This is a genomic window from Paenibacillus sp. FSL H8-0122, from assembly GCF_038005345.1.
Taxonomy (GTDB): domain Bacteria; phylum Bacillota; class Bacilli; order Paenibacillales; family Paenibacillaceae; genus Paenibacillus_AQ.
Genome location: NZ_JBBOTB010000001.1, coordinates 1,447,851 through 1,469,837 on the forward strand (window position 1 = coordinate 1,447,851; position 21,987 = coordinate 1,469,837).

13 protein-coding genes are annotated in these 21,987 nt (G+C 54.7%); all 13 read left to right on the forward strand.

The window, feature by feature from the left end; translation table 11 throughout:
• Positions 1-87: 87 nt before the first annotated feature.
• The 13 genes from NSS64_RS06260 (at position 88) to NSS64_RS06320 (ending at position 21,986) form a co-directional block, all read left to right on the forward strand.
• Complete coding sequence (locus NSS64_RS06260) at positions 88-1,611, forward strand: glycoside hydrolase family 43 protein (protein WP_341139581.1); 1,524 nt, start codon at positions 88-90, stop codon at positions 1,609-1,611.
• A complete protein-coding gene (locus NSS64_RS06265; protein ID WP_339249842.1) occupies positions 1,608-2,603 on the forward strand; it encodes a glycoside hydrolase family 43 protein in 996 nt (331 codons plus the stop codon). The genes NSS64_RS06260 and NSS64_RS06265 overlap by 4 nt, the downstream gene beginning before the upstream one ends.
• A gap of 45 nt (positions 2,604-2,648) precedes the next feature.
• Positions 2,649-3,203 (forward strand): hypothetical protein, encoded by a 555-nt coding sequence (locus NSS64_RS06270; RefSeq protein WP_341139582.1) that lies wholly within the window; start codon positions 2,649-2,651, stop codon positions 3,201-3,203.
• 407 nt (positions 3,204-3,610) lie between these two features.
• Positions 3,611-6,418 (forward strand): endo-beta-N-acetylglucosaminidase, encoded by a 2,808-nt coding sequence (locus tag NSS64_RS06275; RefSeq protein ID WP_341139583.1) that lies wholly within the window; start codon positions 3,611-3,613, stop codon positions 6,416-6,418.
• Between the two features lie 144 nt (positions 6,419-6,562).
• Positions 6,563-8,386, forward strand: coding sequence for a cache domain-containing sensor histidine kinase (locus NSS64_RS06280; protein ID WP_341139584.1), 1,824 nt, complete (start codon positions 6,563-6,565; stop codon positions 8,384-8,386).
• Positions 8,379-9,896 (forward strand): response regulator transcription factor, encoded by a 1,518-nt coding sequence (locus NSS64_RS06285; protein WP_341139585.1) that lies wholly within the window; start codon positions 8,379-8,381, stop codon positions 9,894-9,896. The genes NSS64_RS06280 and NSS64_RS06285 overlap by 8 nt, the downstream gene beginning before the upstream one ends.
• A gap of 206 nt (positions 9,897-10,102) precedes the next feature.
• Entirely contained in the window at positions 10,103-11,608 is a 1,506-nt protein-coding gene (locus tag NSS64_RS06290; protein WP_340939211.1) for an ABC transporter substrate-binding protein, read from the forward strand.
• A 94-nt stretch (positions 11,609-11,702) separates the two neighbouring features.
• On the forward strand, positions 11,703-12,629 hold the full coding sequence (locus NSS64_RS06295; protein WP_076084393.1) for an ABC transporter permease: 927 nt from the start codon (positions 11,703-11,705) through the stop codon (positions 12,627-12,629).
• Positions 12,630-12,658: 29 nt separating this feature from the next.
• Positions 12,659-13,576 carry a carbohydrate ABC transporter permease gene (locus tag NSS64_RS06300; protein WP_209984878.1) on the forward strand — a complete coding sequence of 306 codons (918 nt, stop codon included), beginning with the start codon at positions 12,659-12,661 and terminating at the stop codon, positions 13,574-13,576.
• Between the two features lie 229 nt (positions 13,577-13,805).
• Entirely contained in the window at positions 13,806-16,100 is a 2,295-nt protein-coding gene (locus NSS64_RS06305; RefSeq protein ID WP_341139586.1) for a glycoside hydrolase family 3 N-terminal domain-containing protein, read from the forward strand.
• A gap of 17 nt (positions 16,101-16,117) precedes the next feature.
• Positions 16,118-19,261 (forward strand): alpha-mannosidase, encoded by a 3,144-nt coding sequence (locus tag NSS64_RS06310; RefSeq protein ID WP_341142772.1) that lies wholly within the window; start codon positions 16,118-16,120, stop codon positions 19,259-19,261.
• Positions 19,262-19,629: 368 nt separating this feature from the next.
• Entirely contained in the window at positions 19,630-20,949 is a 1,320-nt protein-coding gene (locus NSS64_RS06315) for a glycoside hydrolase family 125 protein (RefSeq protein WP_341139587.1), read from the forward strand.
• A 38-nt stretch (positions 20,950-20,987) separates the two neighbouring features.
• Positions 20,988-21,986 carry a glycoside hydrolase family 130 protein gene (locus tag NSS64_RS06320; RefSeq protein WP_341139588.1) on the forward strand — a complete coding sequence of 333 codons (999 nt, stop codon included), beginning with the start codon at positions 20,988-20,990 and terminating at the stop codon, positions 21,984-21,986.
• Position 21,987 lies beyond the last annotated feature (1 nt).

Consider the following 21,987-nt stretch of genomic DNA (forward strand, 5'->3'; position numbering starts at 1 on the left):
TTTAGTCTGCGCATAGGAAAGCTTAATCTGGGCTTGTACAATAACACTAGCGAATTGTAAACGCTTGCTTTCATTCCAGAGGAGGGTATGATGCAATCCATGAATGTGCGGAATCCCGTTATTGCCGGGTATTATCCGGACCCCAGTGTGGTCCGTGTGAATGAAGATTTCTATCTGATTAACAGCACCTTTGAATATTTTCCGGGTGTGCCTGTCTTCCACAGCAGGGACCTGATCGACTGGACCCCGATAGGGCATGTGCTGACCCGCCAGTCCCAGCTGGATCTGCGGGTGACCAAGAGCTCATCCGGCATCTACGCCGCCACCATCCGTTATCATGACGGGCGATTCTACATGATTACTACAGATGTCAGAGGCATCGGCAATTTCTATGTGACTGCGGACAAGCCTGAGGGGCCCTGGTCTGATCCGATTCTGCTGCCGCACGGGGGCATTGATCCGTCTCTGTTCTTCGATGATGACGGGCGCACCTATGTTACGGTGCAGAACGGTGCAGGCTATGAGTCGCACATTATCCAGTATGAGATTGATCCGCTGTCCGGGGAAGTGCTGTCGGAGCCGGTTAACATCTGGAGCGGCGATGACGGTCCGTGGGTCGAAGGCCCGCATCTGTACAAGATCAAGGGCGTCTACTACCTGATGACCGCCTCCGGCGGCACGGCGGGTGATCACCGGGAGATTATTGCCCGCAGCAGCAGTCCTTACGGCCCGTTCGAGGACAAGCCGGAGCCGATCCTGACCCACCGGGGACTGAAGGACCACCCGGTACAATGCCTTGGACATGCCGATCTGGTGGAGGATACGTCCGGGCATTGGTGGGCCGTCTTCCTGGGCATGCGCCCGGTGGAAGGCCGGTATTCCCCGCTGGGCCGGGAGACCTTCCTGGCTCCGGTCACCTGGACGGAGGACGGCTGGCCGATGATAGACAATAATGAAGGCACCGTCATTGCAGAGGGTGAATCCAGCCTGGACAGCCTTGTGCTGCGCTTTACGCCGGAGAGCGGCTTCGGACCGGAGTGGGCGTTCCTCCGCGCCTATGAGGCGGAGCGCTATTCCTGGACCGAGCGGGAAGACAGCCTCACCGTGCGCGGGAATGCTTACACGCTGGACGATGAGGCACCTGCCGTGTTCGCGTGTCTCCGCCAGCAGCACCACCGGATGGAGATGGGCGCAAGCCTTGACTTCACGCCGGTGACCGAAGGCGAGCATGCCGGACTGGCTGCGCGGCTGAACAACCGTGGATATCTTTTCTGGGGACTTACTTGCCGCAACGGCCGCCGGGTGATGGAGCTTGTCGTGAAGAACGGCGAGGAGCGGCAGGTTCACCAGTATGAGGTAAGCGGTCAAGGTGCCGTTCAGCTTCGCCTCCGCTGCGACGGCCATCACTACCACTGCTCATATTCGGCAGATGGCGTGTCCTGGCATGAAGTCCCGGAGACGGTTCATGTATCGGTCCTGTCCCCGGAGGTCAACGGCGGCTTCACCGGTGTCTGCCTCGGCGTACATGCCTCGGGCAACGGTACAGAGAATGCCAGCCCTGCTTACTATGAAGGATTCTATTATTCCAATATCAAAGGAGATGCCTTATGAATCAGCAACAACCACCTAAGCCTAATCAACCGATCGTAACTCACATCTATACAGCGGACCCGTCCGCCCATGTCTATGAAGGCAAAATCTATATCTATCCTTCCCACGATCTGGATCATGACGAGCCGAGCAATGATAACGGCGATCAGTATAAAATGGAAGACTACCATGTTCTATCGATGGACAGCTTCGATTCTCCGGTGGTCGATCACGGCGAAGCGCTGCATGTGAGAGATATTCCATGGGCCTCCAAGCAGCTCTGGGCTCCAGATGCCGCATATAAGAACAACACCTACTATCTGTTCTTCCCGGCCCGCGACCATGACGGCATCTTCCGTCTTGGTGTGGCAACGTCGGAGTCTCCCGCAGGCCCGTTCTCCCCGCAGCCGAATTATATGGAAGGCAGCTTCAGTATTGACCCGGCCGTGCTGGTAGATGACGACAACCAGGCGTATATCTACTTCGGCGGACTCTGGGGCGGCCAGCTGGAGAAGTGGCAGACCGGCAGCTTCGTGCCGGATGCGGAAGGACCGGCTGCCGACCAGCCGGCGCTTGGACCGCAAGTTGCGCTGCTTAGCGACGATATGCTGTCCTTCCAAGGCAAGCCTGCCGAGATCTCGATTGTCGATGAAGACGGGAATCCGATTCTGGCCGGGGATGAAGAGCGCAGATATTTTGAAGGCCCATGGATGCACAAATATAACGGCGATTACTACCTGTCCTACTCAACAGGAACCACACATAAGCTCGTGTATGCAATCGGCAAGAATCCGATGGGGCCGTTCACCTTCAAGGGTGAGATTCTGTCTCCGGTCATCGGCTGGACGACTCACCACTCCATTGTGCAAGTGGAAGACAAGTGGTATCTGTTCTATCACGACAGCTCCCTGTCTGAAGGCGTCAACCACAAGCGCTGCGTGAAGTACACCGAGCTGAAATACAACGAAGACGGCACGATCCAGAGTATCAATCCTTATCCGGATGCGGAGTAAGCTGGCGGATTTATGTAATGAAGGTAAGTAACATATGAGACAAACATGAGGCAGGTCCTTGCGGGGCTGCTTCTTGGCGTGGCAAGGGTGCGGGTGCTGCATGTAATCGGAAAACCGATCACAATTGGACCGGACGCGCCGCGTAGGCCGAATGTAATCGGAAAACCGATCACAATTGAACCGGGGGCGCTACGTCGGCCGAATGTAATCGAAAAACCGATCACAATTGGACCGGAAGCGCCGCGTAGGCCAAATGTAATCGGAAAACCGATCACAATGGGACCGGACGCGCCGCGTAGGCCAAATGTAATCGGAAAACCGATCACAATTGAACCGGGGGCGCTACGTCGGCCAAATGTAATCGGAAAACCGATCACAATTGGACCGGGGGCGTTGCGTAGGCCAAATGTAATCGGAAAACCGATCACAATTGGACCGGGGGCGCTGCGTAGGCCGAATGTAATCGAAAAACCGATCACATTGGGCAGGGCGGAGGCGCTTGGGCGAAATGTATGCGGAAAATCGAACACAATGGCGGCAGCGGAGGTGCGTGGGCGAAATGTATGCGGAAAAGCGAACACAGCAGCAAGCAGCCAATAAAGTAACTATATAAATTGAACTTGAAAAAACACAGACAGGGAAAAGTGATGGAGGGGAATTTTGGAGCTGTAGGAGCGGTAGCGTCCGCCTTTGTCACCGGATTTCATCCGCGAACAGCGGTTTAAATTAAGAAATCTGGGGACAACAGCGGCCGGAAGCCCAAAACTTCTCTGGAGTCACGGCGATCCCATACTGCAAAATTACAAGTAATACACTCCGCAGGGCGGCCGCCCCTGCCCTCCTCACTGCACTTTTCTTTAATTTGACCAGCGAATCTTTAATTTCGCTTCTATTAGTCCCCGCATGAGCTGCTATATAGTAACCTTGATCACTATCATCCAGAAGGAAGATTCAGCCAGTTATTATGAATGCGTTCTCATCAAACTGAAGAATGAGGAGAGTGAACAATGGTAGCTACATCCCGGACACACAGAATTTGTAAGCTGACTTCAGCGGTATTAGGTACAGCGCTGCTGGTTACCCTGCTGCCGCAGACAGCCATGGCCGGAGACACCTGGCCGTTCAAAGGTGAAAGCGCACACGGTGCGAATCAGCCCAGCGTACATGGCTATACCAGCCAGCACATAGCGGACTGGAGTCCGCAGAGAGATCAGGACGCAGCGCTACTGCGCTCCAGGGTGCCGTTGCAGCAGCGGATTGCACCTTTCCAGCAGACTCAGGCCAATCCGGCGCTGAATCCGGCGGTGCAGATGATGAATGTTGCGGGCGATTATGGTAATGCTTTTATCGAGAATGCCCCGTACACCAACAAGTTCGCCCAGTACCACTTCAACTTCTGGCAGTATATTGACTATTATTCCTACTGGCACGGAACAGCGACAGCGTATACACCGCCGGAATATTACGACGATCTGGCCCAGTCCGACTGGCAGCAGAAATGGTTCGAGTTCGGCATGCTGAATATTCCGAATCCGGCATATACCGATGCCGCACATAAGAATGGGGTAATGTCACTGGCCGGGGTGTTCTTCTCGAACAATGACCGGGGACAGCAGACGTATAAGCAGATGATTGTGAAGGATGCGAACGGGAAGTTCCCGGTAGCTGAGAAAATGATTGAAATGGCCGAATACTTCGGGTATGACGGGTACTTCCTGAATCAGGAGGAGCAGAACCCGAATGTGGCGACAGCGGATATTCCGGATTATATTGCTTTCATGAAAGCGCTACAGGAAGGCGGGCTGTATGTTCAATGGTATGATTCTCTGAATACTGCCACGGGAGCCAACGTCTTCGCCAGAACCTTTAATAACAACAATATCTCTATGCTCTATGATAAAACGGCCCAGAAACAGGTCTCGAATTCGTATTTCTTCGATTATGGCATGGGCAGCTCGCAGATTACCTCAGCGGCGAATTACTTGAATACCTTCAATGCAGCTCAGGGAACGAGCTACAATCTTTTTGAGACCGGCTTCGCGGGACTTGAAGCCGGGCGCGACCGCTTCAAGAGCGTGCAGGGCTCAGCGCTGAGCAGCAAGCTGTCCGGGGGGATTCCACGAACCAGCCTGGCAACGCTGGGCGCGGACTTTGTCCATGCTGGCCTGGACGAAGATATGAATCAGTCCTGGCCGGTCTCGAACCGTACGGATAACAAATACCAATGGATGACGAACCTGCGCGAGCAGCTATGGTGGTCAGGACCGCAGGTGAATCCAAAGAATACAGCGGTGTCTTCCAATAATACGGTAGCCGATGTATATGCCGATAACCGCTACTGGCCTGGGATCGCTTCGGTCATTGCCGAGCGCTCGGTAGTGAAGGATGCCAACTTCTATACCAGCTTTAATACAGGCCACGGCCTTGCTTATTACAAGAACGGATCGGTATCCAGCGGGGCGGAGTGGTCGAACATGAGCCTTCAGGATGTTCCGGTCACCTGGCAATGGTGGCAGGATACTACAGGCAACCGCCTCAACGTGGACTTCGATTATGGTCCGGGTTATGACCAGACCGCCAATTCGCGTATGAATTACCAGCAGCTTGGCGGTTACAACGGCGGAAGCTCGCTGGCGGTGAGCGGGAATCTGAACAGCGAGAACTTCCTGCGTCTCTATAAGAGCAATCTTGCCGTAAAAGCTGGTTCCAAGCTGTCCATCGTTTACAACAAGCCGTCGGCAAACGACACCTCAGTGCTGAGCGCAGGACTCATCTTCCGCGACAACCCGAATCAAGTGGTGAAGGTTCCTGTTGCAAATAGCGGCAAGCATACCACGGGCTGGACCACAGCCGAGCTTAATCTTGGTGCTTATGCCGGCCGGGAGATCGCTGCCTTCGGTCTGGTGTTCACCCCTGGAGCCACACAAGCAGCCAATTATCAGATGAACATCGGCCAGCTGCGGATTCATGACGGCTCAGCGGTCAAACCATCGGCTCCAGCCGGTCTGTCTATTGCCCAGGCCCTGTCCGGCACGGATGAGATGATCGTGAAGTGGAGTATGGACACCGATTATTCCAAGGTGAAGCAATATAATGTCTACGTGAATGATATCTATGTGGGCGGGAAGTATGATGAGACCTTCTATATCAAGAAGCTTCCGGCCAAATCCGGCGTGCTGAAGGTAGCGGCTGTAGGTGCAGACGGGCTGGAGGGCGATCCGGCCACGCTGTCCTTCAACCTGAATGCTGCGGTATCCAATGTGACTGCCGAGTCCGCTGCGAATGGAGACTTCCTGGTGAAGTGGACGAATCCCGCCGCAGCCCAGGGCAGTGTCAAGGTTACAGTGAAGTCGGTGAACTGGACTACCACGCCGCAGCCGGTATCGAAGGAATTGACCGTGCCGCAGGGGGCAACCTCAGCCTTGTTCCAGAATATGCCGGTGAACGGAGACGAGTATACGGTTACCGTTCAAGCCGGAAATACCGATAAAATAACCTATAACGGAACGTTCACCGACAAGGTGTCCGAGCCTTATGCAGAGAACTGGTCCTGGAACGGCAATACGCTGAACCTGCCGATGCCAAGCACCCGGGACTGGCGGTATATGTACATTAATGAAGACGGCCAGAACCGGTCATTCCCGGTCACCTATATCTCTGGTGCTGCGGGCATGAAGCCGATGATTATTCGCGGCCGCACGACGAAGGCTGCGCTGAGCTTCACTTCTACCGCAGCAGTAGTTACAGTGGTCATGGAGGATTACAGCGGCAACAAGTCGCAGCCTGTATACCTCAAAGGCCAACCAACGCCGTAAGGCGCGGGTAGGAATAGGTACCGCCCATTCTGCACAACATACACAAAGCGCTCACCCTCTGGCACATTTAGCAGGGGGGAGCGCTTCTTGTGTATCCCGGCTAGCCGTGCCTGCAAGGCTATCAACTATGTAAGGAGGTGAATCATGCGAAGCCTTTCGCTGTACCGCAAGTATTTTAAAGACAATATGTTCCTGCGCTTCACGCTGATCGTGTCCTGTATCTTCATAGCCACCATTATCGCCTTCTCTTACCTGGTGCTGCTGTTAATCTCGGATTCGGCAGTGCAGCGCCAGATGGATATCCAGCGCAAGAGTATGGAGAGCATCAGCAATTATGTGGAGAACAAATATCAATCCGTTCAGGATATGCTCCGTGATGTATACCGGGACGCGAGTCTGGCCAGTAATACGACCTTCCTGCTGGAGAATCCCTTAAGCGATTATATCGAGCACCGGCTGGACCGCTTTCTGCTGGGGGAACAGTCTACCTCGAACGCCATCCAGTATTTCCAGAACAAGATTGACGATGATCCCGACATCCGCGGCCTGATCCTGTACAGCGCCAACCAGCAGGTGATGTATTATTACGACAACCGCAGGCAGTTCGAGCGGATCTCGACCAATGCGGCGCATTCCTTCGTCCCCGATTCGATGGTTCTGGGTGAGGAGAGTGTTGTCTCTGTTCCGAATATTTGGGTGCTGAAAAGTATAGGGATGCCGACAGCCCCAATGTTCTCTGTGAAAATACCCATCAACAATAAGTCCTCCCTGCTTAATATCGGCCAGCTGCTGGTCTACTTCGACTCCGAGGCGATCTGGCAGGCCATGAATAACTATAAGCAGGATTTCAAAGGCGACATCCTCGTGCTCTCCGCCCAGAATGAAGTCATCTTCGATTCCTCGGGTAAGGGGTATGGCCGGAAGCTGCCGAAGCTGCAAGGGATTAACGCCGGCGAGGAGTTTACGATAGAGGGGATGGTCGTTACAAGCCAGACGCAGAGCCAGGCCGGGTATACAGTAGTCAGTCTGATCTCCAAAAAGGAGCTGGCTGAGACCTATAGCAGTGCGCGGAGCACCATTGTGTCCATCGCACTCGTCTGTATTCTGTTTGCCGTGCTGCTGCCGGCGATGTTCATTTCTAATTTTGCCAAACGGACCCACCGTATTATCCGCTTCACCCGCAAAGTCAAGAACGGGGATCTGAACACCCGGATTGTGGACGGCAAGGAAGATGAATTAGGCCAGATTGCCAAAAGCTTCAACAGCATGCTGGATGAACTCAATCAGTATATTGACCAGGTCTATAAGGCGGAAATCAAACAGAAGCATACGGAGATCGCTACACTGGAGGCCAGGGTGAATCCGCATTTTCTGTATAATACATTGGAAGTCATCAGGATGCGGGCGATTTCCAGCGGGGCGAAGGATGTAGGTGAGATGATCTACAGCCTGTCCATGCTGTTCAAGTCGTACGTCCGTCCGAAGCTGAAATATACGTTCAAGGATGAGCTGGAGGCCTGTCGTCTGTATCTGGAATTATTCCGTATCCGGTACAAGGACAGGTTCGCGTATACCATCGAATGCAGCCCAGAGCTGGAAGAGCTTCCTGTACTCAAAATGTCGCTGCAGCCGGTCATTGAGAACTATGTTCTGCACGGCATGCGGACAGGGCAGACTGATAATGTGATCCGTATTGTGATCACAGCGGAGCCGGAGAGTATCCGCGCGGTGGTTACGGATAACGGCAAAGGGATCGCGGAGGAGCGGCTGGCCCGGCTCCGCGGGGTGCTGGAGGATCACGGCGAATTGTCCGGGTCCGAGTCGTTCGGGCTGCGCAGCATACATGAGCGGCTGAGACTGATGTACGGCAAGCCTTACGGCTTAGAGCTGGAGAGTGAGGAGGGCAGCGGAACAGTGGTTACGATTACTTTTCCATACCCGCCGAAGGAGGAGAACGCAGATGTATAAGGTGTTTATTGTGGATGATGAGCCGTTCATTCTGAGCGGCCTGCAGGATATATTGGACTGGGAGGAGCTGGGCCTCACGATTGCGGGGCAGGCGGAGAACGGGCAGGAAGCGCTGGAGCAGCTGCGGGAGATTCCCGCTGATATTCTGATTACCGATATCTCCATGCCGGTGATGACCGGCCTTGAGCTGATCCGCGCTGTCCGGGAATTCCGCCCGGATCTGAAGGTGGTGGTGCTGAGCGGCTTCGATGAATTCATGTATGTGAAGGAAGGCTTGGCGCTCGGGATCGAGAATTATCTGCTGAAGCCGATTAATCTGGAGGAATTCCAGCAGACGCTGGAGACGATTGTGGAGAAGCTGAACGTCTCCAGGCTGGATATGCAGTGGTGGGAATATACGAATTCCGTGCTGAAGGATAATGTGCTGCTGCGCTGGCTGCGGGGGCAGATTGATCCGCAGGAGCGCTCCGAACGGCTGAATCTGATCGGCCTGCCGCTCACCAGCCGTTATGTGCAGGTTGCCCTGCTACAGGTAGAGCCGGCAACGGATACCTTCAGGAAGAGGGTATCCGATCTGGCAGAGGCAGAGGCTTCGTTCTTCATGTTCTGGGATTCGGACAATGATCTGGTGCTGATACATAACTATGAAGAAGCCTCCGCCGGAGCGGCGGAGATGGCATTCATGCTGGAGGAGATTACCGGCTTATGCACCGGCGGTGAGAAGCTGCGCGCAGCCGTAGGCCCGCCTGTGTATGGGGTGGACGCCGCTCCCGCAAGCTACGAGCAGGCGAAGCAGGCACAGGAGTTCCTGGAGATTCACCCGGAGCGCAGCATCATCTATTATGAGCAGCTGAGGGACCGGAAGGAGGATCTGGGGGCGGTTCTGCCGGAGGACTGGAGCGATTACGCCAAGCTCATTATGTCCAAGAATGCGGCGGGGCTGTCGGAGCAGCTGGAGCTCTATTTCTCGTCTCCTGCAATGGAAGGGTTAACGCCAGCGATGCTGGAGGAGATCTCGCTGGAATGGATTCTGTTCTTCCGGGTGCTGATCAAGGATATCCGCAGTGAAACGGAGCGGGAGTGTATTGCCGAGGGCTTGACGGCGATCCGCCGGGCGAATTCGCTGCCCGCACTGTCGGCTGCGCTCCGGCAGACCTCGGCAGGCATCATCGGGATGCTGGACCGGGAGCTGAAGAGCCCGGTGGTGAATCAGGTGCTGAATTATATCGCGAAATCGTACAGTGAGGACCTGTCGCTGAAGAAGCTGGGCTTCATGTTCAACATTCATCCGGTGTATCTGGGACAGCTGTTTCACAAGACGACCGGCGAATCCTTTGCGGAATATATGAACCGCTACCGGATCGATAAGGCCAAGGAACAGCTTCGCACGACGAACCTGAAGGTGCATGAAATTGCAAGAGCCGTGGGATACTGGGAAATGGGATACTTCTACAAGCAGTTCAAGAAATATGTCGGGATCTCCCCGACAGAGTTCAAGGGGCTGCTTTGAAGGCAGCTCTTTTTGAAAAGAAAAGAAATTATATGTTAGGTACGGAGTTATTTTTCTTTATTTCATACCTGAAAAACTATAGTTTCTCTTCTATTTGAAACTGCTTTCATCTTATAAAGTTAAGGTATAGCCCAAGGAAACCAGCAGCCGGAAATGCCCGGCAGGCCTGAATTTTCCGGACAGCTAATTAAAAGGGGGTACGGCAAATGAGTAAGAAAAAGAAACACTTCTCCTTGTTGTTGACAACGCTTTTAACCGTTTCACTGGCGCTGACGGCGTGCGGGGGGAACAGTAAGAACAATGCAGGCGGGGAAGCAGCTTCAGGCGGCAATAAAGCCTCGGAGACTACCGAAAAGCCAGTGGAACTGATCTGGTACACGATCGGGCCGCCGCAGAAGGATATGGACAAGGTCCTCACAGAAGTCAATAAATACACACTTGAGAAAATCAACGCCACACTCGATATCAAAATGCTCGACTTCGGGGACTATACGCAAAAAATGCAGGTTATGGCTGCTTCCGGTGAGCCGATGGATATCCTGTTCACCTCGTCCTGGGCCTTCGATTATGTGCAGAATGCACGTAAGGGCGCCTTCCTGCAGCTCGATGATCTGCTGAAGAATCAGGGCAAGGGCATTGTGGATACCATTGATCCGGCCTTCCTGGAAGGCTCCAAGGTAGACGGCCACAACTATGCGATTCCGGCCAACAAAGAGCTTCCGGCCCAAGAGGTCTTCCGCTTCAACAAGGAGCTGCTCGACAAACACAAGCTGGATATCACCAGCGTGAAGACGATGGCGGATCTGGAGCCGCTGCTCAAAACGATCAAGGAAAACGAGCCTGGAGTCACTCCTTACGCGATGGTCAAGGACTTCATGCCGATTATGCCTTTTGACTATGTGATCGAGAAGATGCCGATGGCTGTCTATATGGACACCAAGGACTACAAAGTAGTTAACATCCTGGAAACGCCTGAGATCAAGGAAGCGCTCAAGACCGTCCGCAAATTCTATCAGGCGGGTTACATCTCCCCTGAAGTAGCGACTACCTCATCGGTAGATGATTTGTACAAAGCCGGCAAATGGTTCACTGACCGTGCATCCACCCAGCCGATGGCCGACAATCTGTGGTCCGCAAGCTACGGGTATCCGGTGGTATCGACACCAGCCAGCCAGCCTTATATCTACAACTGGTCCGTAATGGGCTCCATGCAGGCGATCTCGGCTAACTCCGAGTACCCTGAGAAAGCGATGGAATTCCTGAACCTGCTGAACACAGATCCTAAGCTGCGCAACATGATTGACTCCGGGATCGAGGGTGTACATTACGAGAAAATCAGCGACAACATGATCAAGAACCTGCCGGATGCGAAGAACTACGACATGCCGACATTCTCCCTGGGTAACATCATGATCAACTATCTGAATGAAGGCGACCCTGAGAACAAATGGGAAGAATTCAAGAAGTTCAATGATGCCGGTATCAACGCACCGCTGCTCGGCTTCAACTTCGATACGTCCAAGGTGACGAATGAAATCGCCGCTGTTCAGAACGTGAAGGAAGAATTCTGGGCACCGCTGATGACCGGATCTGTAGATTCGGAAGAGTACCTGACCAAGGCTAACGAGAAGCTGAAAGCTGCCGGTCTGGATAAAATTATTGCTGAAGCTCAAACGCAGATCGACGCCTGGAAAGCAGCGAATAATAAGTAGCATTCTATTAGAGGATCGGGCGGGTGATTAGACTTTGCCCGATCTTTTTGTATCAACGGAAGAAGAATTTTCCGGCATAGGAGGAACTAGAAGTATGGGGAAAATAGGAAAGTCCGCCAAGGATATATTGAGAAACAAAGTGCTGCTGTTTATGGTTCTGCCGGGCACACTGTGGTTTTTATTCTTCTCTTACCTGCCGATGGTGGGTACGGTTATTGCGTTTAAGGAGTACCGCTTCAGCCGGGATGGCTTCTGGGCCAGCATCATCAACAGCAAGTGGGTCGGCTGGGATAATTTCAAGTTTCTGTTCAGCACCAATGATGCCTATCTGATCACACGCAATACCCTTTTATATAATATAGCCTTCATTGGCCTGGGCCTGATTCTGTCCGTGCTGATGGCGGTGGTGCTGTCCGAGATTGCCAATAAAAAACTAGCCAAGTTCTATCAGACAGGCATGTTCCTGCCGTACTTTCTGTCCTGGGTCGTTGTAGGATACTTCGCGTTCAGCTTCCTGAGCTCGGAGCGGGGGCTGCTTAATGCCATGTTCGGCAGCAATATCTCCTGGTACTCGGAATCGAAATACTGGCCGTTCATTATTATATTCGTCTTTCTATGGAAGGCCGTCGGCTATAACAGCGTGGTCTATCTCGCCGCAATTATGGGCATAGACAAGTCCCTGTACGAAGCCGCGATGATCGACGGAGCCAGCAAGCTCCAGCAGATCCGCAGCATCACGCTGCCGATGCTGAAGCCGATTATTATCATTATGACGCTGCTTGCGATCGGGAAGATTTTCTATGCCGACTTCGGGCTGTTCTATCAGGTGCCGAGAGATTCTGGGACGCTCTACAGTGTGACCAACGTAATCGATACTTATGTATACCGTGGACTTAAGACTACCGGCGAGATCGGAATGAGTACGGCTGCGGGCTTGTATCAATCAGTGGTCGGGTTCGTGCTGGTTCTTACCTCTAATTACATCGTGCGCAAATTCGATAAGGACAGTGCATTATTCTAGGGAAAATGAAGGAAAGTGAGGTCATCCAAATGTCTGCTAATGCTGCGAAATCGCGCGATTTCCATCGCCTGTCGCCGGTGCTCAATACCATCTTCAACTGTATCGCCGGAGGCTTTGCCATCCTGTGTATCTTCCCGTTCCTGTTCGTTGTCCTTATCTCGTTCACGGACGAAGGGGCGCTTGCGCGGGACGGCTACCGGTTAATTCCGGCCAAATGGAGTCTGGAAGCCTACAAATATGTATTTAGCTCAGGGGACACGCTGCTCCGTTCTTACGGAGTGACCATTGCGGTAACGGTCATTGGTACAATTGTCAGCCTGCTGATTATTTCACTTTATGCCTATGCCATTTCACGTAAAAGCTTCAAATACCGCAATTTCTTCGCGTTTTTTTCCTTCTTCACCATGCTGTTTAACGGCGGGCTGGTTCCGACCTATATTGTCGTGACACAGATGCTGGGCCTGAAGGACAGCATTTGGGCGCTGGTGCTGCCGCTGGCGGTGAATGCTTTTTACATTATGATTCTGCGTACCTTCTACATCACCAGCGTACCGGATGCTCTGATCGAGTCGGCCAAAATCGACGGCGCCGGAGAGTTCCGCACCTTCCTGGGAATCGTGCTGCCGCTGTCCCTACCGGGTCTTGCTACGATCGGTCTGTTCAGCACCTTGGGGTACTGGAATGACTGGTTCAACGCGCTGCTCTATATTGACAATCCGAATCTGGTGCCGCTGCAGTCCATGCTGATGCGGATTGAGACAAGCATGCAGTTCATTCTGCAGAACTCACAGAACAGTTCATTAAGCCTGGAGGCCCTCCGCAACATGCCTCAGGATACCTCGCGTATGGCGATGGTGGTACTGGCGACCGGACCGATTATCTTCGCGTATCCGTTCTTCCAGCGTTACTTCATTCAGGGTCTTACGGTTGGAGCGGTTAAGGAGTAGGGGCTGTTTAGATTGAACTTTGAAAAAAAAGCAGGGAAAAGTGGCGGAGGGGAATTTTGGCACTGTAGGAGCGATAGCGTTCGCCTTTGTCACCGGATTTCCACCGCGAACAGCGGGTTAAATCAAGAAATCTGGGGACAACAGCGACCGGAAGGCCAAACATTCTCTGGAGTCACGGCTAACCCGGAATAAAAGAATAGAGAACAAAGGGAGAGAGGGTGGAGCCAGGATGTTATATAGAGACCGTACACAGCCCGTCAAGGAGCGGACGAAGCATCTGCTTGGGCTGATGACGCCGGAAGAGAAGGTCGGCCAGCTGGTGCAGCTGTTCGGATGGCAGACCTATAATCATACAGATGGAACCATTGAATTGACAGAAGACTTCAAGCGCCAGATCCGCGAAGGCGGTGTCGGCGCATTATACGGAACCCTGCGTGCCGATCCCTGGACAGGGGTTACGCTGGAGAGCGGGCTGGATGCGCGGGCTGGAGCGGAGGCCGTCAATGCGATTCAGCGTTATGCGCTGGAGCATTCCAGGCTGGGCATTCCGCTGCTGATTGGCGAGGAATGCTCGCACGGGCATATGGCCATCGGGGCCACGGTATTTCCGGTTCCGCTGCTGATCGGCAGTACCTGGAATGTAGACCTCTACCGGGAGATGTCCCGGGCAGTCGCGCGGGAGACCCGTGCTCAAGGCGGAGCCGTGACGTATTCCCCTGTGCTGGATGTGGTGCGTGATCCGCGCTGGGGCCGGACCGAGGAATGCTTCGGGGAAGATCCGTATCTCATCGGCGAATATGCCGTAGCGTCTGTGGAAGGACTACAGGGCGACCGGCTTGACAGCGCGTCCAGTGTGGGGGCAACCCTCAAGCACTTCGTAGCCTATGGCAGCTCGGAGGGCGGCCGCAATGCCGGGCCGGCGCATATCGGCAAGCGGGAGCTGCTGGAAGTCGATATGTACCCGTTCCGCAAAGCGGTGGAAGCCGGTGCGGTCTCCATCATGCCGGCCTATAACGAGATTGACGGCGTGCCTTGTACCACGAACAGGGAGCTGCTGGAAGAGATTCTGCGCGGCGAATGGGGCTTCCAGGGCATGGTCATTACCGATTGCGGCGCGATCGATATGCTGGCCTCGGGCCATGATACAGCGGACAGCGGGGAGGATGCAGCCGTACAGGCACTCACCGCCGGGATTGATATGGAGATGTCCGGCGTGATGTTCGGCGGATATCTGCTGGAGGCGCTGCGTTCCGGTCGGCTGGAGGAGAAGCTGGTGGATCAGGCAGCGGCACGGGTGCTGGAGCTGAAGTTCCGGCTGGGCCTGTTTGAGCAACCATATGCCGATCCCGATGCAGCAGAGCAGGTAATCGGCAGTGCAGAGCATGCAGAGCTGGCGCGGAGTGTTGCGGCAGAGGGAATTGTGCTGCTGAAGAATAACGGCATTCTTCCGCTGGCTAAGGACAAGAGTAAGATTGCGGTGATCGGGCCGAACGCAGACATCGGCTACAATCAGCTCGGCGATTACACCTCGCCGCAGCCGCGTGACCGGGTGACAACGGTGCTGGCCGGGATACGGGCCAAGCTTGCCGCGCAGCCGGAGCGTGTAGCTTATGCGCCGGGCTGCCGGATCAAAGACAGCTCCACCGAGGGCTTCGAGCTTGCGCGTAAGGTAGCAGCCGAAGCGGATATCATTGTGCTTGCCCTGGGCGGGTCAAGTGCCCGTGACTTCGGCGAAGGCAGCATCGATCTGCGGACTGGAGCCTCCAAGGTGACAGAGAATGCACTTAGCGATATGGACTGCGGCGAAGGCATCGACCGGATGTCGCTGCATCTGTCCGGTGTTCAGCTGGAGCTGATGAAGGAGCAGAAGGCGCTCGGCAAGCCGGTAGTCGTCGTATATATCAACGGCCGTCCCATTGCCGAGCCGTGGATCGATGAGCAGGCGGATGCCATTCTGGAAGCCTGGTATCCGGGGCAGGAAGGCGGCCACGCCATTGCCGACATTCTGTTCGGTGATGTCAATCCGTCCGGCAGGCTGACTCTCTCCCTCCCTGAGGATGTAGGACAGCTGCCAGTATATTACTTAGGCAAACGTTCCCGGGGAGTACGCTATCTGGAAGGGAATTCGCAGCCGCGTTATCCGTTCGGCTTCGGACTCAGCTACACCGAATTCAGCTATAGCGGACTCCAGGTCGAGCCGGCAGTAATCACAGCAGATGGGACAGCTGAGGTTACAGTGGAAGTAGAGAATACAGGCTCCCGCAGCGGTGCGGAGGTCGTGCAATTATATATTTCCGATCTGGTCAGTAAGGTAACGAGACCGGCCAAGGAACTCAAGGGCTTCCGCAAGATCGCACTGGAGCCGGGCGAGAAGCAGACGGTGACCTTCACGCTGAGTGCAGAGCATCTGAGCTACATCGGGCCGGAGTATGTACCAGTAGTCGAGCCGGGAAGCTTCCGCATCGGGGTCGGCAGGAATGTGAACGACACGCTGAATATAGATCTTACGGTCATGGAGGATTAGAGATGGAGCAGATCAACATCGAACGGATTAACCGGTTCATTCGGGAGTGCTCACAGCAGCAGTGGCTGGAATACCGGGTGCTTGACGACTGGAAGGTCTTCTCCACCATCTACCGACAGCCGGGCCACTATGACGAAGCACAGCCTTATTCTGGCAGTGAATCGTTCGGATTGTTTCCGAGTGTGCAAGGCACCACCTATTACTTCCGCACTACTCTGGATATCCCGGCGGACTGGACCGATAGGGATACCGGACTGATCTTCCACTCCGGCGGCGAAGGCCTGCTGCGAGTGAACGGAGCCTCGCGGCAGGGACTGGACCGCAATCATACCTATGCTTCCCTGAACCCGGAGACGGGCGGCAGACACCCGGAGCTTGAGATTGAGCTCTATGATCCGATCCCTGAGCCGGATGATCCCCTGAACAAGCAGGCGGTCATTCAGCCGCCGGTCCGGTCGATCACCGCCGCGCTGGTCAGAGCGAACCTGCCGGTGCAGTCGCTGATGTATACGGTGACCGTCATCCGGGATTCCATGCTGCTGCTGCCGGAGCAGGACTTCCGGCTCGTCCGTGTGCTGGAGGCGCTGCATCAGGCGATGGATGCATATGTGAATTTGAGGCCTGACGTTTCGCAGGCTGGCAAGGAGATAGAGAAGATTGAGCAGGAGCTGGCCGCGAAGGTGCAGGCCATCGGCGGCAACAGCGAGGGCTTCATTCATATGATCGGGCAGTCGCATATTGATATTGCCTGGTTATGGCCGACCCGCGAGACGGTACGCAAGACCAGCCGGACCTTCTCGACGGTACATGCCCTGATGGAGGAGTACCCGGAATACCGCTATGCCCAGAGCCAGCCGCAGCTGTTCGCTTATCTGAAGGACAATGATCCTGAGCTGTACGCGAAGGTGAAGGCGCGGATTCAGGAAGGCCGCTGGGAGCTGGTCGGCGGCATGTGGGTCGAGCCGGATCTGAATATTCCGAGCGGGGAATCCCTGATGCGGCAGATGCTGTACGGGCAGCGCTTTTACCAGGAGGAGTTCGGACAGCAGTCCGAGATTGAATGGCTGCCGGACACCTTCGGCTATTGCGCCTCTCTGCCGCAGATCCTGAAGCACGGCAAGGTCCGTTACTTTATGACAACGAAGCTTGGATGGAATGACACGAACCTGTTCCCGTATGATCTGTTCCACTGGGTCGGAATCGACGGGACAGCGCTATTATCCTATATGAACCATGGCGTGAATGAGAGTACGCTGCCGAAGGATATCCATGAGCACTGGCAGTCCTACCGCCAAAAAGCCGTTCACAGCGAGCAAATGCTGCTCTACGGACACGGCGACGGCGGCGGGGGCGTGACGCGGGAGATGCTTGAATACCTGTCGCGCTCGGAGCTGATGGTGGGTCAGCCTGCCTCCGGCTACAGCACGGCGGCGGATTTCTTCGCCGGCATCGAGCAGGCTGCACCTGAGCTGCCGGTCTGGCAGGGCGATCTATACCTCGAGCTGCACCGGGGAACTTATACAACTCATGCGCGCAACAAGCGCAATAACCGCAAGGCCGAGATTCTGTACCGGGAAGCGGAGCTGTGGCAGACTCTGGCCGGACACCGGCTGACGCCGCAGCGGCGGGAAGAGGTAGGTCAGGCCCTGCATGAAGGCTGGAAGCTGATTCTGCTGAACCAGTTCCATGATATAATCCCCGGCTCGTCGATTCCCGAGGTCTATGAGACTTCGGACAAGGAATACAAGAACATCTTCGTCCTTGGAGAGAGCACCCTGAAGTCCGTTATGGAAGCTGCTGTATCGGATATTGATACCCATGGCGAAGGACAGCCATATGTCATTCTGAACGGACTGGGCTGGACCCGGGACATGGTGGCCGAGCTTGCGGTTGCCTCTGAAGTGGAGCCTGCCGCTGTCGCCGTCTATGACGGGAACGGAACACGGCTTCCGGCAGAGCTGACTACAGCAGGAAAGCGGACAGTTCTGCGCGTCCGGGTGCCGGAGGTTCCGGCATTCGGTTATGCAACCGTGTGGCTGCGGGAAGCGGAGCAGCAGGGGGCGGATACATCGGATGCAGGCAACAACTCAATCTCTGCGGCGAACTCCGCTACATTCGAAGATCGCTGGGAGACCGGTTATTACCGGCTTCAGTTCAATGAGCTGGGCGAAATCATCAGCCTGTATGACAAGGAAGCCGGGCGTGAGATTGTGAAGTCTGGTGAAGCCTTGAACCGGCTGCATTTCTTCCATGACCGGCCGATTCTATGGGATGCCTGGGATATTGACAGCCGGTATGAGGAGCAGCCTGCCGGAGCAGCGGTTCTGCTGGAGAAGCGGCTGCTGTCCTCAGGACCTGTCTGTGATGTGCTGAGCTTCCGCTGGAGTCTCGGACAATCGGAAATACAGCAGGAGCTGATCCTGTACCATGCCGACAAGCGGATCGACTTCAAGACGAAGGTCCAGTGGCACGAAGCACACAAGCTGCTGAAGGTTGGCTTCCCGATTGATGTAGTGACCAGCAAGGCCACGTATGAGATTCCGTTCGGCGCATTGGAGCGGACCACGCACCGCAACACCAGCTGGGAGCAGGCGCAGTATGAGGTCTGCGGGCACCGTTATGCCGATGTGTCAGAGCATGATTACGGCGTCAGCCTGCTGAACGACTGCAAATACGGCTATGACACGCAGGGCAGCACCATCCGTCTGTCCCTGCTGCGCGCCCCGCGCTGGCCGGATCATTCGGCGGATCAGGGAGAGCATGAATTCACTTATTCGCTCTACCCGCATACCGGAGACTGGCGTACGGCGCATACTCAGCGCAAGGCCGCCGAGCTGAATCATGCTTCGTATGCTGTAGCCTGCGAGGCGAGTGCGGGACAGCATCCGTCCACTGGCTCCTTCCTTCCCTACGAAGGGAAGCAGGTAGTGCTGGATACCGTCAAGCTGGCGGAAGATGGACGCGGCAGCATCCTGCGGCTGTATGAATCAGCCGGTGGACGCGAGACCGTGCGGATCAGCTGGCCGTTGCCGCACTCGGCGATCTACCTGTCTAATGCGCTGGAGGAAGAGACCGAGCTGCTGCCGGATGAAGACGGCATGCTGACGCTAGACTTCCATCCGTTCGAGATTAAGACGATTAAGATTATTCATGCTGAATAGAAGCACATGAGGGGCTGAGTGTAAGGTACTCGGATAGTTGCAGAACGTACAATTAAAAACAGCGGAAATGCATTCTTTTATTGTATAAGTGTAGTCTGTACAACTAAAAATGCCCAAAAGGGTGAGAATTAACAGCTTATCGATTTTTAAATGTATGAAATGCAACTAAACGGTTTGTCGGCTATAAATCAGATGCTTTAGTTGTACAATTTGCAATTAAACCTATCGCAACTCCCGCTCTCATCAAGAAATCTGGGGATGGGCAGCTGCTGGAAGTCCAAACATTCACCGCAGTGACGAGTGAGCTTTAAGTTCGATTTTAAATTCAGCTTCTAAAATTATAGATTAGCGATAAGGAGACTACTATCTTGGAACAATTCAGACTTCCCCGCATCGAGATGCCGGAGCTTACGCTGCCGTCATCCATTCAGGCCGTGCTGGCCGACGCCGAAGCGAAGCTGGCTCACCGGCCCAAGCTCCAGCGGCTGTTCCGCAACTGCTTCCCGAATACACTGGAGACGACTACCAAGCTGCTTGATGACGGAACCACCTTTGTGATTACGGGGGACATCCCGGCCTGCTGGCTGCGCGATTCAGTGGAGCAGGTCATTCATTATGTGCCTTTTGCCGCAGAAGATGCTGACCTCCAGCGGATTATCGGCGGGCTGATCAAGCGCCATACAGAGTATGTGCTGATCGATCCTTACGCCAACGCGTTCAATGAATCGGCCAATGACTGGCACTGGAATGCCGCCGATGTGACGGAGATGTCGCCCTGGGTGTGGGAGCGCAAATTCGAGATCGACTCGCTGTGCTTCGTGATCCGGCTGGCCCATGCTTACTGGGAAGAGACGAAGCAGACCGATTTCTTCACCGCCGATTTCAAAAAAATGCTCCGCGTCATCACCGACCTGTTCAAGCGCGAGCAGCATCATGCCGAGCAGTCCCCGTACCGCTTCACCCGGAACAACGGGATTATAGAGGATTCCATCCGTAACGGCGGCTTGGGGATGCCTGTCAATTACACCGGCATGATCTGGTCCGGCTTCCGCTCCAGCGACGATGCCTGCGATTTCCACTACAACATTCCGGGGAACATGTTCGCCGTGGTGGCGCTGCGGCAGATGCAGGATTTCGCCGAGTGGGTGTTCCGGGACCTGGATTTCCTGGCCGAACTGAAGGAACTGGAGCAGGAGGTTGATCACGGCATCAAGCTGTACGGCACCTACCGCCACCCGGAATTCGGACCGATCTACGCCTACGAGACAGACGGGTATGGCAATTACAGCCTGATGGACGACGCCGGAACGCCGGGCCTGATGTCCATTCCGTACCTGGGCTATCTGAACAATGACGATCCTGTCTATCAGAATACGAGACGGTTCGCGCTGAGCAGCGAGAATCCGTTCTACTTCGAGGGCAAGGCCGCCAAGGGAATTGGCAGTCCGCATACCCCTCCGGGCTACATCTGGCATATGGCGCTGTCGATGCAGGGCATCACGGCAGACAGCAAGGAAGAGCGGCTGGCAGTGATCGCCATGCTGGAAGCAACTGACGCCGATACCGGCTATATGCATGAAGGCTTCCATGCCGACGATCCGGCTGTGTTTACGCGCAAATGGTTCGCCTGGTCGAACAGCTTGTTCTCCCAGCTGATCCTGCGGGCGCTGAAGGAAGACATTCTCTAAGACAAACATACTTTTTTACAGATAAAGGAGACCTGATCATGAGCACAATTATTGGAGAAGCACTACCGAACATCCCTTGGCAGGAGAAGCCTGAGGGCACGAATTCCCCGGTATGGAGATATTCTGCCAACCCGATCATTCCGCGCAACGCCATTCCGAACTCTAACAGTGTATTCAACTCGGCAGTTATCCCGTTTGAGGGCGGGTTCGCTGGTGTGTTCCGCTGTGATTCGCGGTCGGTCAGCATGGACATCTTCGCGGGCTTCAGTGAAGACGGCGTGAACTGGAAGATCAACCATGAGCCTATCGTCTTCGAGGGCGATGAAGAGATCACCAAGCGCGAGTACCGCTATGATCCGCGTGTCTGCAAGATTGATGACCGTTATTATGTATCCTGGTGCAACGGGTATCACGGGCCGACAATCGGCTTGGCATATACATTCGATTTCAAATCCTTCCACCAGCTGGAAAATGCCTTCCTGCCGTATAACCGCAATGGTGTGCTGCTTCCGCGTAAGATTGGCGGCAATTATGCGATGCTCAGCCGTCCGAGTGATACGGGGCATACGCCGTTTGGCGATATTTTTTACAGTGAGAGTCCTGATCTGACCTTCTGGGGCAAGCACCGCTATGTGATGGGTACGGTTGACGGTGATGCTTCCGCGTGGCAGTCCAAGAAAATTGGCCCGGGTCCGATTCCGATTGAAACTGACAAGGGCTGGCTGCTGATCTATCATGGCGTTATCAACACCTGTAACGGATTCGTCTACCGCATGGGTGTCGCGCTGCTGGATCTGGATCAGCCTTGGAAGGTGAAAGCCCGTTCGCGCAACTATATTCTCGGCCCGGAAGAGCTGTATGAATGTGTAGGCGATGTGCCGAATGTAACCTTCCCTTGCGCGGCATTGACTGATGCGGCTACCGGACGAATTGCTATCTACTACGGTTGTGCGGATACGGTGACAGGACTGGCCTTCACGACCGTGGATGAGCTGATCAGCTATATGGAGGAATATCCGCTGGAGATTGAGGGGTAAC

Coding starts and splice junctions, on each gene's coding strand:
- NSS64_RS06320 (WP_341139588.1), top strand. CDS start 20,988: ATGAGCACAATTATTGGAGAAGCACTACCGAACATCCCTTGGCAGGAG.
- NSS64_RS06260 (WP_341139581.1), top strand. CDS start 88: ATGATGCAATCCATGAATGTGCGGAATCCCGTTATTGCCGGGTATTAT.
- NSS64_RS06275 (WP_341139583.1), top strand. CDS start 3,611: ATGGTAGCTACATCCCGGACACACAGAATTTGTAAGCTGACTTCAGCG.
- NSS64_RS06305 (WP_341139586.1), top strand. CDS start 13,806: ATGTTATATAGAGACCGTACACAGCCCGTCAAGGAGCGGACGAAGCAT.
- NSS64_RS06290 (WP_340939211.1), top strand. CDS start 10,103: ATGAGTAAGAAAAAGAAACACTTCTCCTTGTTGTTGACAACGCTTTTA.
- NSS64_RS06295 (WP_076084393.1), top strand. CDS start 11,703: ATGGGGAAAATAGGAAAGTCCGCCAAGGATATATTGAGAAACAAAGTG.
- NSS64_RS06300 (WP_209984878.1), top strand. CDS start 12,659: ATGTCTGCTAATGCTGCGAAATCGCGCGATTTCCATCGCCTGTCGCCG.
- NSS64_RS06285 (WP_341139585.1), top strand. CDS start 8,379: ATGTATAAGGTGTTTATTGTGGATGATGAGCCGTTCATTCTGAGCGGC.
- NSS64_RS06280 (WP_341139584.1), top strand. CDS start 6,563: ATGCGAAGCCTTTCGCTGTACCGCAAGTATTTTAAAGACAATATGTTC.
- NSS64_RS06270 (WP_341139582.1), top strand. CDS start 2,649: ATGAGGCAGGTCCTTGCGGGGCTGCTTCTTGGCGTGGCAAGGGTGCGG.
- NSS64_RS06265 (WP_339249842.1), top strand. CDS start 1,608: ATGAATCAGCAACAACCACCTAAGCCTAATCAACCGATCGTAACTCAC.